We start from the raw sequence: 15,943 nt of genomic DNA, 5'->3' as shown, positions 1-15,943 counted from the left end.
AAAAATAGCCTTAGGCATTGATATAACTTGCCTAAGGCTATTTTGTAATTAAATAAAATCATAATTCAGTAAATTTAAATTACGCTATTTCACTAACTGATTTAATATATTTTTGTCCTTCTTCAGCGTTAAATTCCTTTTCCCATTTAGATATAACAACAACAGCTAATGAGTTTCCAAGTACATTGACAAGCGTTCTAGCCATATCAACAATACGATCTATACCAGCAATAAACGCAACTCCTGCTACTGGAATTCCTAAAGAACCAACAGTTGCTAAAAGTACTACAAAAGATGCACCAGGAACTCCAGCCATGCCTTTTGAAGTAAGCATTAACACAAGCACTAAATTAATTTGAGCAGAAAGTGGTAAGTGAATTCCATATATTTGAGCAATAAAAAGTGCTGCAATAGATTGATATAAAGTAGATCCATCTAAGTTAAATGAATATCCTGTTGGAATAACAAAAGATGTAATTGCCTTAGGACAGCCAAACCTCTCCATCTTTTCCATAAGTTTTGGTAAAACTGCTTCAGAACTTGCTGTAGTATAAGCTAAAATAAGTTCATCTTTTAAAAGTTTTATAAGTGATATAATGCTTGTTCCAGCCATTTTTGCAATAAAGCCAAGAACAAAAAATACAAAGAAGAACATGGCACCATAAACAGTAATTATTAACTTTCCTAAAGGAATTAATGAAGCTAATCCAAATTTAGAAACTGTTACACCTATTAATCCAAATACGCCAAGTGGTGCAAGCTTCATAATTTGATTAGTCATCCAAAACATTGAATCAGCTATACCTTGACATATTGCAAGGACAGGTTTTCCTTTTTCTCCAATTGCAGCTACACCTAATCCAAACATAACTGAAAAGAAAATAATAGGAAGTAAATCTCCCTTTGCAAGAGATTCAAAAATATTAGTTGGAACAATATTTATAAATGTATCCATAAATCCATGGTTAGATGCAGCTTCTGCTGTACTCATATATTTATCAATATTAGTAGTTGCAAGAGTACTAATGTTTACTCCGTCTCCTGGGTGAAATAAATTAGCTACGACTAAACCTATTATAATAGCGAATGTAGTTACAATCTCAAAGTAAAGTATTGTTTTTCCGCCGATTTTCCCTAATTTTTTAACATCTCCAACGCCAGCAACACCAACAACAAGTGATGAAAAGACGATAGGTATGACAATCATTTTAATTAATCTTATAAAAATATCTCCAAATGGCTGTAAATATGAAGTAACAACTGGATTACCATAAAAAACAGCTCCTACTATAATACCTAGTACAAGTCCAAGTATAATTTGAAATGCTAGTCCTAATTTTTTCATTTGTTTAATAGCCCCCTTGAGTAGTTTATAACTTAAAAGTCATTTGTTTAAAATTTTGCTGAATTAAATATATGCAAGAAATGAATAATGAAAATTTCATTTTATAGGATATAGTATATCACAAAAAAATAAAATTAGCTTTATATTTTTTAAAAAAATTAATTTAATATATGTATTTATAAATTAAAATTAAAAAAAATTAAGTTGGTATAAAAATAATTGATGGAAATCTTTCGTTTGATTAAAAAAATGCAAGTTTTACATTAATAAATAGAATGATATAACGAATATTATATAAAAAAATAAATATTTTATACGTTTTAATATTAAACCTTAATTTGATGTATTTATGAAGTTTTTATATAATTTTTAATACGAAATTGCAGTTTGATTATATGGAAAATTGCAATTATGATTAAATTATCTAAGCGATTTATTCACTTGTTCTTTTATTAATCCTTTGTTAGACTCTTTCTACAACATATATTCTACTTCTTCTTTTGTTAATTCATAGATTTTTTTATCATATATTATTGTTGCTCACTAATAATTTATGACTTATTTAAAATTACAGAAATAATAAAACCAATAGCTATGGCTTGCATTGTTGAATTACAATCATATCGGTTTAATTTATAATATTTACTAAGTTAGACAATCTTAGTAGTCTAAAGCGTAAGATGTAATTAAATATTTATGACCTCTCTTTTTTTATACCCAAAATAGGTATATTATGCCTTGAAAAGGGCAGAACTATAAAATAGTGTTTAAATATTAAACATCATTTTAATTATATTAATAATTTATGTTAGGGTGAGAAGTTTATGAAAGAAGTATTACATTTAGGAGTTGATATAGGATCAACTACTATTAAGCTTGTATTGTTAGATACTAATGACAATATTATTTATAGTAAGTATGAAAGACATTATTCTAATATAAAGGAGACTACAGCTTCATTTATAAAAGAAGTTTTTAAAAAATATAAAGATTATGACATTAAAGCAATGATAACAGGATCTAGTGGATTATCGCTGTCAAAGGTTTTAGGGTTATCTTTTATTCAAGAGGTTATTGCTTGTACAGAAGCTGTTGAAGTTTTTATAAATAATGCTGATGTAGTAATAGAGCTAGGTGGAGAAGATGCAAAAATAACATATTTTGAAGGTAGTCTAGAACAACGTATGAATGGAGTTTGTGCTGGTGGTACAGGCGCTTTTATAGACCAGATGGCTACATTACTTGAAACAGATGCTAAAGGATTAAATGAATTAGCTAAAAATTATAAGATAATTTATCCAATTGCTGCAAGGTGTGGAGTTTTTGCAAAAACAGATATTCAATCTCTTATAAATGAAGGAGCTACCAAGGAAGATATAGCAGCATCTATATTTCAGGCTGTTGTAAACCAGACTATAAGTGGGCTTGCTTGCGGAAAGCCAATAAAGGGAAAGGTTGCATTTTTGGGAGGTCCTTTATACTTTTTATCAGAGCTTAGAAAAAGGTTTATTGATACCTTAAAATTAAAGCCGGAGGAAATATTATTTCCAAAAGACCCTCAATTATTTGTAGCTATTGGTGCAGCTATTGAATCCAAAAAAGAGAAAATTATAAATTTTGAACAATTGTTAAAAGCTATTGAAAGTTTAGATAACAATATATCTACTTCAGATACATTAGAGCCATTATTTGAAAATGAACAGGAATTACAAAGATTTAGACAAAGGCATTACAGTTACAAAGCAAAGACAAGGGATATAACTACATATGAGGGAGATGCTTTTTTAGGGATAGATGCAGGTTCAACAACTACTAAAGCTATATTAATAGATAATGAAGGGGCTATATTATATTCTTTTTATGGTAGCAATAAGGGTAATCCTATGCAAATTACTATAAACATATTAAAAGATATATATAGTAAAATTAATGGAAAAATAAAAATTGCTAAAGCTACTGTTACTGGGTATGGAGAGGCTCTTATAAAGTCAGCTTTAAATATTGATATTGGAGAAGTTGAAACCATTGCACATTATAGAGCAGCAAAACATTTTTTAAAAGATGTGGACTTTATTCTTGATATAGGTGGTCAAGATATGAAGTGCATAAAGATAAAAGATGGAGTAATAAACTCTATTCAATTAAATGAAGCTTGTTCATCAGGTTGTGGTTCTTTTCTTGATGTGTTTGCACAATCTTTAAACATGAACATTGAAGAGTTTGCAAAAGAAGGATTATTATCAAAAAGTCCAGTGGATTTAGGGTCAAGATGCACTGTATTTATGAATTCTAAGGTTAAGCAAGTTCAAAAGGAAGGTGCTGATATTGGATCTATATCTTCTGGGTTATCTTATTCTGTAATTAAAAATGCTCTTTATAAAGTTATAAAGATAAGAAAACCTGAAGATCTTGGAGAAAAAATTATAGTTCAAGGAGGAACTTTCTATAATGAAGCTGTTTTAAGAGCCTTTGAGAAAGTTACTGGCAAGGAAGCTGTAAGACCTGATATTGCTGGCCTCATGGGAGCATTCGGAGCTGCTCTTATTGCAAAGGACAATCATAATGAAAATGAGATTTCTAATATTTTAGGGGAATCTGATCTTGAAAAATTTGGAGTGTCAAATGAATTTAGGCATTGTGGATTATGTAGCAATAATTGTTTACTTACTGTAAATAAATTTTCTGATGGTAGAAAATTTATTTCAGGGAATAGATGCGAAAGAGGGGTAAGAGGTACTAAAAATACAAAAAAAGCAGCAAATTTATTTGATTATAAATATAAAAGAATTTTTGGATATACACCTCTTTCAATAGAAGAAGCAACAAGAGGAGAAGTAGGCCTACCGAGAGTTTTAAATATGTATGAAAACTATCCTTTTTGGTACACTTTTTTTACAGAACTAGGTTTTAGAGTAGTATTATCTCCAAATTCTACAAAGAAAATTTACAATGAAGGTATTGATACTATATCATCAGAGTCTCTTTGTTATCCTGCTAAAATTGCTCATGGACATATAGCAAGTCTTATAAAGAAAGGCTTGAATTTTATATTTTATCCATGCGTTTCTTATGAGAGACTAGAAGGTAAAAGTGCAGATAATCACTATAATTGTGCCATAGTAAATTCTTATCCAGAGGTTGTTAAAAATAATATTAGCTTTTTGAGAAGCAAAGACATGATATATAAAGATCCATTTTTGAATTTTAATGATATAAAGTCAATGAAAAAGAACTTATATGATGAATTAAAGGAATTTAATATAAGTCAAAAGGAAATAAACATTGCAGTTGATAAAGCTTATGAAGAAGTTAACAATGTTAAAAAAGATATAAAAAATAAAGCGTTAGAAATTCTAGAAGACTTAGATAAAAATGGTGGAAAAGGGATTGTGTTAAGTGGCAGACCATATCATTTAGATTTAGAAATAAATCATGGTATAGCAGATATGATATCACAAGAAGGATTAGCGGTGTTTACAGAGGACTCTGTAGCAGATTTAGTAGAACTTTCAAGACCATTAAGAGTACTGGATCAATGGACTTATCATTCAAGAGCATATAGGTCAGCACAGTTTGTAGGGACTAGAGAAAACTTAGAGTTAATCCAATTAAACTCTTTTGGATGTGGATTAGATGCAATTGCTACAGATCAAGTACAAGAAATATTAGAGGGCTGTGGTAAAATATACACACTACTAAAAATAGATGAAGTTAATAATTTAGGGGCAGCTAGAATCAGAGTACGTTCTCTTAAAGCTGCTATGGATGATATAAATAAGTTGAGAGTTTCCAATTCAAATTCAAAAATCACCAAACCCTATGATAAAATTATATTTACAAAAGAAATGAGAGAAAAGCATACAATACTTTGCCCACAATTTTCTCCAATACATTTTGAATTGCTAGAAGCCGCTTTGAAAAGCTCAGGATATAATTTAAAGGTATTACCTACAGTTAATCGACAGACAATAGAAGAAGGATTAAAGTATGTAAATAATGATACTTGCTATCCTGCCATTGTAATAGTAGGTCAAATTATAAATGCACTTAAGTCTGGGGAGTATGATTTAAACAATACTTCTGTAGTGATTTCTCAAACAGGAGGCACTTGTAGAGCATCCAACTATATTGCTCTTATAAGAAAAGCATTAAAAGATTCAGGATATGAAAAAATACCAGTTATATCTTTAAGTGTTCAAGGAATAGAGAAGAATCCAGGGTTTAAAATAACATTGCCATTGATTAATAGAGCATTAATGGCATTAGCTTATGGCGATATGCTTTTAAACATGACAAATAGAGTACGGCCTTATGAAAAAATAAAAAATTCAACAAATTTACTTTATTTAAAATGGTTGGGTATATGTAAAAATAGTATAGCTAGTGGAAGCTTTAAGAAGTTTAAAAATATTACAAATGAAATGGTAAATGAATTTGATAGCTTGGAAATGAAAAACGTAATTAAGCCAAAGGTAGCAGTAGTGGGAGAAATTTTCTTAAAGTATAACAGTTTAGCTAATAACAATATTATAGAAATACTAGAGGAAGAAGGAGCAGAAGTAATAATACCAGATTTAGTATATTTTCTATTATATTGTGCTTATAATCAGAAATTTGAATATGAGAAGCTAGGCGGAAACTTAAAAAGCTTATTAGGTGGTAGATTGGCTACTAAATACATAGAATTTTATGTAGAACAAATGAGAAAGGCACTAAGTAATAGTAAAAAATTCATGATACCACAAAGAATTGAAAAATTAGCTAAAGAAACTGATGATATCTTATCTATTGGTAATCAAGCTGGAGAGGGATGGTTATTAACCGCAGAGATTATTGAGTTGTTGAAGTCTGGAGTTAGTAACATGATTTGTATACAGCCTTTTGCATGTTTACCAAACCATGTGAATGGAAAAGGCATGATTAGAGAAATTAAAAGAAGACATCCTTATTTAAATATTACTCCAATAGATTATGATCCTGGTGCCAGTGAAGTAAACCAATTAAACAGAATAAAGCTTATGCTTTCTACTGCAACTAAAAATATGGAAAAAGTAGAAAAGGGTAAAATAGATATAGAAAATTAAGGAGTTAGTCAATAGGATTAATAAATATTCTTTTATTATGAGAATTCAATAAAAGAAGTATAATTCAAAATGATTTTGTATATAAAGAAATCAAGCTACGTATGGTAATGTAAAAATAATCATATCATAAATAAATAAGTCTTTATAAATATTTAAAAGGTATAGATTTAGATTTAATTCTATACCTTTTTGCTATTATTTATGAATTAAGTAGTAAAGATTTTAGTTCATCAAAGCTAGAAATTTCATAAGTAGGTTTGATTGAAGTTTCATTTTTTATTTTATTAGGATTGTACCAACAAGTATCTACACCAAAGTTTATTCCACCTTGAATATCAGAAGTTAGGCTATCTCCTACCATTAAAACTTTACTCTTATCAGAGAAATTCATATGTTTTAATGTATGTTCAAATATTTTAGGATCAGGCTTTGCTATTAGTATTTCTTCAGATATTACTATGGTATCAAAATATTTTGCTATAGTAGATTTTCTGATTCTCTTATCTTGAACAGAAGTAAGACCATTAGTTACTATTGAGAGTTTATAAGATTTATTTAGATTTTCTATAAGATCTATACTATCATCAAATAAAAATGATGCATCAGCTAAATGCTCCATATATGATTTAGCAAAATTAATTTCATCAAATTTTATATTTAACTTATCTGATAATCTTTTAAATCTTTCTATCTTTAATTTTTCTTGTGTAATAAGTCCTTGCTCAAACTCTTTCCATATGCCAGTATTTATTTCTTTATATATTTTCAAATGATAATTTTCATCATATTTTATATCAAATTTAAGCATTGTGTTTTTAAAAGCTTCTCTTTCAGATTTTTTAAAATCAAATAAGGTTTCGTCTGCATCAAATATTATAACTTCATATTTCATAATATATCCTCCAAATTTTATATAATAGCTTAATTTAAAATTAACTTAAAAATTTTTTATTTATGTATTTTATAATATTTTACATTAACAAGAATACTTATTAAAGTGATTTTTAAATTCTTTAAATTATTTATAAATCTACATAGATAAAATAACATATTTGAAAAAATTAAGTATATAAATAAGATTAGTTATTTGTAATGGAAGTGTAATATGGGTAATAAAAACTTAACTTTAGAACAAAAGAAGCTTGATACTGATATATGGATTATCGCATTAATAACAATGGGTGCATTTTTATTATATATGGTGTTTGGAAATCAGATGATGGAGTATATAAAAAATTCTAACAACTCTATTATTTTACGTTTGTTACTTAATGCAGGTGTTCAATTTGGTATTGCTGGATTAGGAATTACAGTAGTATGTATTTTTAGAAAGGAAAGATTTTCTGACTTTGGATTAGTGAAAAGAAATACAATTAAAACTATTTTATATTCAATTATATGTTTTGTGCCATACTTAATATATATTTTTTTATCAGGGCAATATAAAGGTTATGGACCATTCAGCATTATTCTTACCAATGATGTATTAAAGAGTAGTATTCCAATGAATATTTTAGGAATGATATTAATTATTATAGTATGGGGATTTTTTGAAGGATTTAATTATGTTGTTATTAGTGATAAATTGAACAGTAGATATCCATCTAAAAATAAATGGTTTAATGTTGGCGCCATTGTTTGTGCTATAATATGTATTTTATTTCATCCATTAAGCATATCATTTTGGGGTATTGTTGAAATAATCACTACATCCATAGCTATTTATGGGATGCTTATAGTAAAAGGACAAACTAATAATGCATGGGGATGTGTATTTGTGTTTTGTTTCATATGGAATGCTTTCTAAATTCCACTTTAATAGTACGTAGGATATGCAGAAGCTCTAAATAATCTCTATAGGTCCATAAAAATAGGCTGTGTTTTAAACAAGTGTTGATTTTAGATAGAACTGTAAGAGCATCTTAATAGAAACTCTCGGCGAAATTAAGTAGGTCTGAAGGGCTAGCTAAAATCAACCTTTACCTAAAGCAGAACCTAAAAATAAAAAAGATGATTTAAATTAATAGATATGCATTTTTAAGTAAAATTGTTTTGAAATTATTTATGATGGAGTATAATTTTAAGGGATATGATCTTAATAAGAAATGAAGCTTTATATGATTAAGATTGTTAGGTAAAGAAAATTAGAAAGGTTGGAATAAATATGATAAGACCAGTTGTTAGAGATGTATTATTTTTAGGGCAAAAATCAGAACCTGCCACTCAAGCTGATATAGAGGTTATTGATGATTTAATAGATACTTTAAGAGCAAATTTAGAATGTTGTGTTGGTATGGCTGCTAATATGATAGGAGTAAAAAAACGCATACTTGTATTTAGTGTAGGAAATATTATAGTCCCTATGGTTAATCCAGTTATATTAAAGAAAGAGAAAAGTTATGAGACTGAAGAGAGTTGCTTATCTTTAACTGGTTTCAGAAAAACTACTAGATATGAAATAATAGAAGTAGAATATTTTGATAGAAATTTCAAGAAGCACAAAGAAACATTTACAGGATTTACTGCACAGATTATTCAGCATGAAGTGGATCACTTTGAAGGTATAATAATATAGTGAATTTTAATAATAGACTATGTTTAGTTGAGTGTTGATTTTTATATAGTATTATAGTTCTATCTAAAAATCAGCACTAATTTGAAACATAACCTAATAATAAAACTTCAAAAGAGGTAATGTTAACTTAAAAAGAAAAATATGAAATTTATAAGTTTGTAAAGTTATTTATTAGAGTCAAGATAAAAAGAGAATAACTGATTTTATGTAAAAACAAAATCAGTTACTCTCTTTATTATTTATAATATTTAACTATTAGATATGTTTATATTTTTATTAAATATATTTTTAAGAATTATTTTTACAAACTCTTCATTACTAACATTTTCAAGAGAGTTGTTAATATTAAGAATCTTATTATTTGAAACAAAAATAAATGATTTTATATTATTATCCAATGAGTATATTTTTATGCCATCTATTATTACAGGTTCTTTAATAACAAAGTTAGGATTATCTTTTTTTTCAAATCTAGTTTCAAACTTAACTGATGATTTTTCCATAGCAGATATTACAAAACCATAATCACTTTCAAATAATGAATAATTTAAATGATTATCACCTATATAATCAGAGTAATAGATTTCTTTTGCTATGATACTGCTATCTTCATTTATATATAAATCATTAGATTTACTGTTAGATAGTTTGAAATCACTTAATGTTAAAGGTAAGTTAGTTTCGGATATATCATTCTCACCTATAAAGCCATCACCTGCTATTCCCATAACAGTATTTAATGTAACGAAAATAACTAAGAAAAAAGATAAAATAATACTTCCAGACCTTATAAGAATATTGGTTTTTTTTGAATACTTAGCTTTTTGTAGAAATTTTCTAGTTAATCTATCTACTATAAATATTGTAAGAATCATCAATAGAGCTAATAGTATTGATGTAGAGGTATCTAAAAAGTTACTTTTGTCTATAAGCAAAATAATTAAAAAGAAAAACACCATACTTATATTAATTATTTTAGTTATTACATTTTTTCTTTTAAATTGCTTAAGTGTATTATAAGGAATAGGGAACCCATTGTTTATTGCTATTTTTGCTTTTATGCTCCAGTTAATAAATGATATAACTTCAACAGTATTCATTACAATTAATATGAATAGTAAGACTACTGACAATAGGCTAAGATTGGATGTTAAAATATATGATATATTACCATTGAAAACTGAATTATATATATTAAAAGATAAAAGCAATATAAGCAATAATTTAAGTGATATTTCAAATAAGGATGATTTGAAAACAGATTTAAACTTTTCATTTTGATCTGTGTGAATTGGTAGTAAATCAGAGTTTTCTTCAGAGTAGAATATTTGTAATTTTCCTTTTTCACATATATATTTCCACCCAGTAGCTTCACAGTATTCTCTGTATTCAAGAGCTGTATTTGAATCTGGAGTATCTAATGTAGATACTTGATAAACAGGTTCTACTGAATATTTTAGATTTTTAGGTTTAATCTTATTAAACTTAAATCTAGATTCACTTATGGATTCTAAGAACCAACCTTCACGTGCCATTTCTTCTAGATATTCTTCAATGGCAGTACATTCATAGGTTGAGAATACAAAAGTTTTACTTTTCTTATCTTTATTTATCATAGTTTTCCCCCTGAATAAACAATTCTCCATCTTTAACTAAAGTATTTAATCTTTTGTATTCAGCATGCAAAACTTCTTTGCCATAATCACTAATAATGTAACTTCGTTTTCTTCCTTCTATTGAGGTCTCAATAATTATTTTTTCTTTCTCAAATTTACTAAGAAGAGTGTATAGTGTTCCAGGTCCCAGTTTAATATGTCCATTAGAAATTTCCTGTACTGAATTCATAATATCAACTCCACATCTTTCTTGAAGTAGAGAGAGTAGTATATAGTACATTTGTTCAGTTAAGGTTTGAAATTGCTTTCGTGGCACTAAGGTCCCCCCTTTATAATCATTTATAAAGAATAATATCGTTAATCGATATTTCTACTATCAGTGTAATATCGTTATATGATATTGTCAAGAATATTTTTACAGTTATGCTTTATATTACAAGCAGTGAAGAAGCAATTTACTTTTAGGTTTTCAAATAGTGGATATAAAAAAATAGTAGATAATTTTTTGTGGAAAATTACCTACTATTTTATATCGATAGTTTAATTTTATATATGTTTATATAGAGAGTTTAATCTTATACATGAAGCTAAATTAAATCATCTAAGCCCTTAACTGTAGATTGTTCATCATCACTAACGGGAATAACTGTATAAGAATGTTTTAATATTTGATTCCATAGTTTTTATATAAACATTTTTTTCTTCTAAGCGATTAAAACCTTGGCTTTCATAAAATCCATAATTACATCTAGTATCTGTAAATAAATAGAGAGAAGAAGTACCCACAGAATTCATATATTTGAGAGAATAGCTTAACAAAGTTTTGCCAATTCCAAGTCCTCTAGCTTCTTTGGATACAATAAATAAATTAATAGAGCTATCAAAAAGAGATTCTTTTCCTTTTAATAGTTCATAATAAGCATCTTTTATTTTAAGAAACTCATTGGTTTCATTTTTGTCTTTATCATTTTTTATAGGGAGAGTAGTAGGAAAGTTCTCTTGATTTAAATGGATAAAAAGATGATTATAGTTAGTTGAGTCTTTAGTGGCATTACATAATATAACTCCTAAAACTTTATCATCTTTAGATGCAACTTTAATAAAAGAGCTTTCAGCAATGGTTTCTTCAAGATAAAGAGTTGTTATCATATCTAAAAGTTCTTTATTATGAATAAAGTTGTTAAATCCAAAGGCATCTCTAATTAATTCTTCAATTTCTTTTAAATCTTCTTTTTTTATATCTCTATATATTACATTTTTCATAAATCATATCATCCTTTCAAGAGGTGTTGTCTACAATTAATAATTATAAACAATAGAGTAACTCTAAGGTCAATAAGCAATTGAAAATATATGCATTTGAGTAACTCCATACTATATAATTGGATATATAAGATTAATGAGAGGTGACAAATATGAAACTATCTATAGGTACTGTAGCAAGATTATTTAATATAAGTAAGGACACTTTAAGATACTATGATAAAATAGGGATTTTAACACCAGAGATCAATGAAGAAAATAGTTATAGATTTTATGATATGAGACATTTAGAACAATTAGGGTTAATCTTGGGAATAAAATATTTAGGAATATCATTAAGTGACATAAAGGAGGTTATAGAAAGTGGAGAAATAGAAGATTACTATAATCTAATACAAAGACAAAAGGAAATAATAGAACAAAAGGTTTTGGAACTTAAAAAATTAGAGGCATCATTAAATATCAGTGGAGAGATAATAAATAGAATAATTAATTTTAAAAATGAGTATGACTTTTCTAATTTGAATATAGAAAATATAAGTTTAAAGCTTTATGAAGTAAAGTTAAAAAGTGCTCTAAGTTTAGATAATGACTCTAAATTAGAAAATAGGTTAATAGATTTAAAGGATGAGGCTTATTTATACTTTTATAAGATACATGATGATAAAGAGATCATTGAAGAAGAAAATATACTTTTTATAAAGTCGAATAAGAGTATAGATGAATTTTTAGACGAATCAAAGAATAAAGATAAAATTGTTTGCAAAAACATAGATGGAAAATTTGTTGTAACAGATTTTTATGGAACAGTAGATGAAATTAATAAGTATATATTGAGTATTAATAAGTATTTTAAATGTAATAAAGACAACTTTGTTTTTATAGAATATGAATTTTATTTACCTAAGAAAAACAAGGAAGTAAAGTATTTTGTAAAAATATATTTAAAAACAGAAAAATAATTATTGACCATGGACTAGCTCTAATGTTTATAATCAAAAATAAGTTAGGTGGCCACCTTAACTAAGTAAAAAATAAAAATATATTTACAAGGTTGAAGGGAGAGTATAATTATGAACTTAGGGTGTAGTAGTTTTACATGGAAAACAAATAATAACAAACATTTATTAGGAAGAACTTATGATCAATTTGGAACTTTAGATAGAAATAAAATTATTGTTGTTCCAAAAGGATATGAGATTTATTTAGATAATGAAACAGTAGAGGAGAATAAAGTTTTTGTTAAACATCCATTTGTTGGAATGGCAATATTAGGACTAAAAACGCCAATATTAGTTGATGGAGTAAATGATAAAGGACTTATGGGAGCTTTACTTCATTATCCACAGTTTGCAAAGTATGATAGGAACAAAGTTCATGATGCAATAGATATTAATCCAGGATTTTTTATAAGCTATATATTAGGGGGATGTTCTAATATAGAAGATATAATTAAGATAGTTAAAAAAATAAATTTAAAAGATGAAAATGTCTTTGGAGAACCTATACCAGTTCATTATATATTTTCTGATAGAAGTGGAGAAACAATAATAATTGAGCCAGATGAAGATGGACTAACTGTTCATAGAAAAACTATTGGAGTTATGACTAATAGCCCTAATTATGTTTGGCATAAACAGAATTTAAATAATTATTCTTGGGTAAACAACGAAGCTATTGAATCTAAGGTGATTTGTGGAGAAAATTTTAATCAATATGAGATTACAGGAATGGTTATACCAGGAGATTATTCTTCACCATCAAGATTTATAAAGGTTGCATTAATGAAAAACTTTGCACCATTAGGAGAAAATGAGATAGATGGAATAACAAGAATGTTTCATTGTTTTTCAACGGTAGATATACCAGATGGCATAAAGGCAGTTAATGTACCAAGTGGGGACTATAAGGGAACTTATTATGAGAAAACCTTATGCATGTCAGCTATTTGTTCTGAAAGTTTGACATATTATTATACTGTTTCTACTAATAGAAGAATTTGTGCAATTAACTTAAATTGTGAGAAGAAAAATAAAGACATAAAATATTTTGATTTAGAAGAAAAACAAGATATTTTATACTTAAATTAAAATATTACAATATATCAATGAGATTAAAATATTAGGTTCTGTTTTAGGTGAATGTTGATTTTTAGCTAGCCATTCAGACCTAACTTAATTTCGAAAAGTATTGCTATCATCTACTCCAGAATAATAGCTAAAGCTTTTAAACTCGATCCGCTCAAACATAAAAAGCTTCTTAACGCTATTATTCTTACGTAAATGATGCAATACTAACTACTCATTAAGATGGTCTTACAGTTCTATCTAAAAATCAACACTAGTTTAAAACATAGCCAAATACAAAAGTTAACCAAGATATGTAATGATAAAGATATAACATATTAAAGATAAAATAGTAGATAATTTTCGAAAATTATCTACTATTTTTAATATAAAAGATTAATATTAGAACTGAAAAGAAATAATATAATTTTACTTATTAATTTAGATAATCTAAATTAAATCATCTAAGCCATTGACTGTAGCTTGTTCATCCTCATCAACAGGAATAACTATACATTTTTGACCATCAATTATTTGAGATTTTATTTGAGGTATTTTTTCAGGTTTTACTTGAAGCACAACATCATATTCATTGTTATTAATGTCATCTTCTAGATTAATATCTGAAATTTCTTCAGAATCAGTTTCTAGAGATTCATCTGAAACTATGCTATCATCATCAACTTCTGTAAAATTATCAACTTCTTTATCTATAGCAGCTTCCTTTTTTACTTCTTCAAGTCTAGTTTTAAGTACTTCCACTTGTTTTTCAAGACGTTCTTCTTTTTTTCTTTGCTCATTTGCTTTAAGTGTTTTTGTATCAAGTAAGCTTTCTGCTAGAGGAAGATCTTCACCAAAGTTTTCTAAATAAGATTTTTCAATCTGAGTAGTAACATCTTCAGAAATACCACTTTCTATTAATATGCTTTGAATATCTTTCTCTGTTAAAGCTATAGGCTCACTGTCTGGAGTATCTTCATACATAGAATTATGTTCTTCTATCATATTATTTAAGTTTTCTTGTACTTCCATAAAGACTTTTTCAGCTTTTTCTTCATCTAAAAAAGAATCCTTGATAATTGATTGGAATGTTTGTTTTTGTATAGTAGCAGTTTGTCTTGAGGCACAGCCTAAGACATTTTCCATTAATTCTGGGTGAGTATCCTTGGCATTTTTAGTGTAGTACATAACAGAGTTAACATCTGAACTACGATCAATAAACGCAGGGAATACAAAGCCATTAGCAGGGGCTTCAACTACCCAATCTCTAATACGTGCTTTTATTTGGTTTTCTTCCTCAAAGTATCTAAGACCAGGACCTGAAAGGGAAACTGGACATACTGCACATAGGATGTATTCATATACTTCTTCAGATTCATCTACCTTAAGATTATCTTTAGTTTTAGTGATAACATCATAAGCATCATGGAAAAGAAGTATTAAAAAGTTACCTGTATAATCATAATTATCTATAACTAATTTATAAAAATCATTAAGAAGTTCATCATCCTTTAATTGACTATTTTTTAATTGCATAAGAGAAACCTGTCTTTCGTTCACAAGATCCTCATTTAGTGGAAAGTTAAGTTCTAGAATGTTATTTCCAATAGTTCCAGACATAACTTTTTTAGCAATCTCTAAGTATTTAAAGTATTCATCTTCATCTAAATTTAGAAAAGTTTCTCTAAAATTTAAAATAATATGTTTTTCTCCATTAACATAGCAACCACACATTTTAGTAAAGGTGCAGTGATCTTTTTTAAAACGCTTTTTTAATTCAAGTATATCTTTTTTTCTCATATATAAACTCCTCAATCTAATCTAATTAATATGTTGTCATTATTAAGTATATTATTTTTTTAAAACTAATTAAAGATTTTATTATGTAAAGATAAAGTCTTTTTAGTTAAATAAGATTTTGCTAGAAGAATTTTAAAAAGTAGATTTTTTTCTTTTTTTATTATTTAACTAGATATAAATTAGATGATAATTTA

Annotated in this window: 11 protein-coding genes; 5 read left to right on the top strand and 6 right to left on the bottom strand. The window is 27.1% G+C overall.

Features of this window, described 5'->3' with window-relative positions; genetic code table 11:
• Nucleotides 1–79: 79 nt before the first annotated feature.
• Nucleotides 80–1,345, bottom strand: a complete 1,266-nt coding sequence (locus OIF33_RS10020; protein WP_322504109.1) for a cation:dicarboxylate symporter family transporter — start codon at nucleotides 1,343–1,345, stop codon at nucleotides 80–82.
• An 824-nt stretch (nucleotides 1,346–2,169) separates the two neighbouring features.
• On the opposite strand from OIF33_RS10020, the gene OIF33_RS10015 reads away from it, so the two are divergent.
• Nucleotides 2,170–6,429 carry an acyl-CoA dehydratase activase-related protein gene (locus OIF33_RS10015; RefSeq protein WP_322504108.1) on the top strand — a complete coding sequence of 1,420 codons (4,260 nt, stop codon included), beginning with the start codon at nucleotides 2,170–2,172 and terminating at the stop codon, nucleotides 6,427–6,429.
• A gap of 199 nt (nucleotides 6,430–6,628) precedes the next feature.
• Here the strand turns inward: OIF33_RS10015 and OIF33_RS10010 are convergent, their stop codons facing one another.
• On the bottom strand, nucleotides 6,629–7,321 hold the full coding sequence (locus tag OIF33_RS10010; protein WP_322504107.1) for a YjjG family noncanonical pyrimidine nucleotidase: 693 nt from the start codon (nucleotides 7,319–7,321) through the stop codon (nucleotides 6,629–6,631).
• A 213-nt stretch (nucleotides 7,322–7,534) separates the two neighbouring features.
• Between OIF33_RS10010 and OIF33_RS10005 the strand changes: the two genes are divergently transcribed.
• Together OIF33_RS10005 and OIF33_RS10000 are read left to right on the top strand one after the other, a co-directional pair.
• Nucleotides 7,535–8,236 (top strand): hypothetical protein, encoded by a 702-nt coding sequence (locus OIF33_RS10005; protein WP_322504106.1) that lies wholly within the window; start codon nucleotides 7,535–7,537, stop codon nucleotides 8,234–8,236.
• A gap of 357 nt (nucleotides 8,237–8,593) precedes the next feature.
• A complete protein-coding gene (locus OIF33_RS10000; RefSeq protein WP_322504105.1) occupies nucleotides 8,594–9,004 on the top strand; it encodes a peptide deformylase in 411 nt (136 codons plus the stop codon).
• Nucleotides 9,005–9,252: 248 nt separating this feature from the next.
• On the opposite strand, the gene OIF33_RS09995 is transcribed toward OIF33_RS10000, so the two are convergent.
• The 3 genes from OIF33_RS09995 to OIF33_RS09985 form a co-directional block, all read right to left on the bottom strand.
• Entirely contained in the window at nucleotides 9,253–10,620 is a 1,368-nt protein-coding gene (locus OIF33_RS09995; protein ID WP_322504104.1) for a DUF2812 domain-containing protein, read from the bottom strand.
• The gene (locus tag OIF33_RS09990) at nucleotides 10,610–10,936 is read right to left on the bottom strand and encodes a PadR family transcriptional regulator (protein ID WP_322504103.1); all 327 of its coding nucleotides are present in this window, start codon (nucleotides 10,934–10,936) and stop codon (nucleotides 10,610–10,612) included. Before OIF33_RS09990 ends, OIF33_RS09995 begins: the two co-directional genes overlap by 11 nt.
• A 317-nt stretch (nucleotides 10,937–11,253) precedes the next feature.
• The gene (locus OIF33_RS09985) at nucleotides 11,254–11,883 is read right to left on the bottom strand and encodes a GNAT family N-acetyltransferase (protein ID WP_322504102.1); all 630 of its coding nucleotides are present in this window, start codon (nucleotides 11,881–11,883) and stop codon (nucleotides 11,254–11,256) included.
• A 152-nt stretch (nucleotides 11,884–12,035) separates the two neighbouring features.
• Here OIF33_RS09985 and OIF33_RS09980 point away from each other — a divergent pair, with 152 nt between their 5' ends.
• Complete coding sequence (locus tag OIF33_RS09980) at nucleotides 12,036–12,845, top strand: MerR family transcriptional regulator (protein WP_322504101.1); 810 nt, start codon at nucleotides 12,036–12,038, stop codon at nucleotides 12,843–12,845.
• Nucleotides 12,846–12,956: 111 nt separating this feature from the next.
• Nucleotides 12,957–13,973 (top strand): linear amide C-N hydrolase, encoded by a 1,017-nt coding sequence (locus tag OIF33_RS09975; protein WP_322504100.1) that lies wholly within the window; start codon nucleotides 12,957–12,959, stop codon nucleotides 13,971–13,973.
• A 426-nt stretch (nucleotides 13,974–14,399) separates the two neighbouring features.
• Here OIF33_RS09975 and OIF33_RS09970 read toward each other — a convergent pair whose 3' ends face one another.
• Nucleotides 14,400–15,749, bottom strand: coding sequence for a DUF4317 domain-containing protein (locus OIF33_RS09970; RefSeq protein ID WP_322504099.1), 1,350 nt, complete (start codon nucleotides 15,747–15,749; stop codon nucleotides 14,400–14,402).
• Nucleotides 15,750–15,943: the final 194 nt, after the last annotated feature.

The organism is Clostridium sp. LIBA-8841, assembly GCF_034439435.1.
Lineage (GTDB): Bacteria > Bacillota > Clostridia > Clostridiales > Clostridiaceae > Sarcina.
The sequence above is the reverse complement of the archived record's forward strand: the minus strand, read 5'-3'. Positions and strand labels throughout refer to the sequence as shown.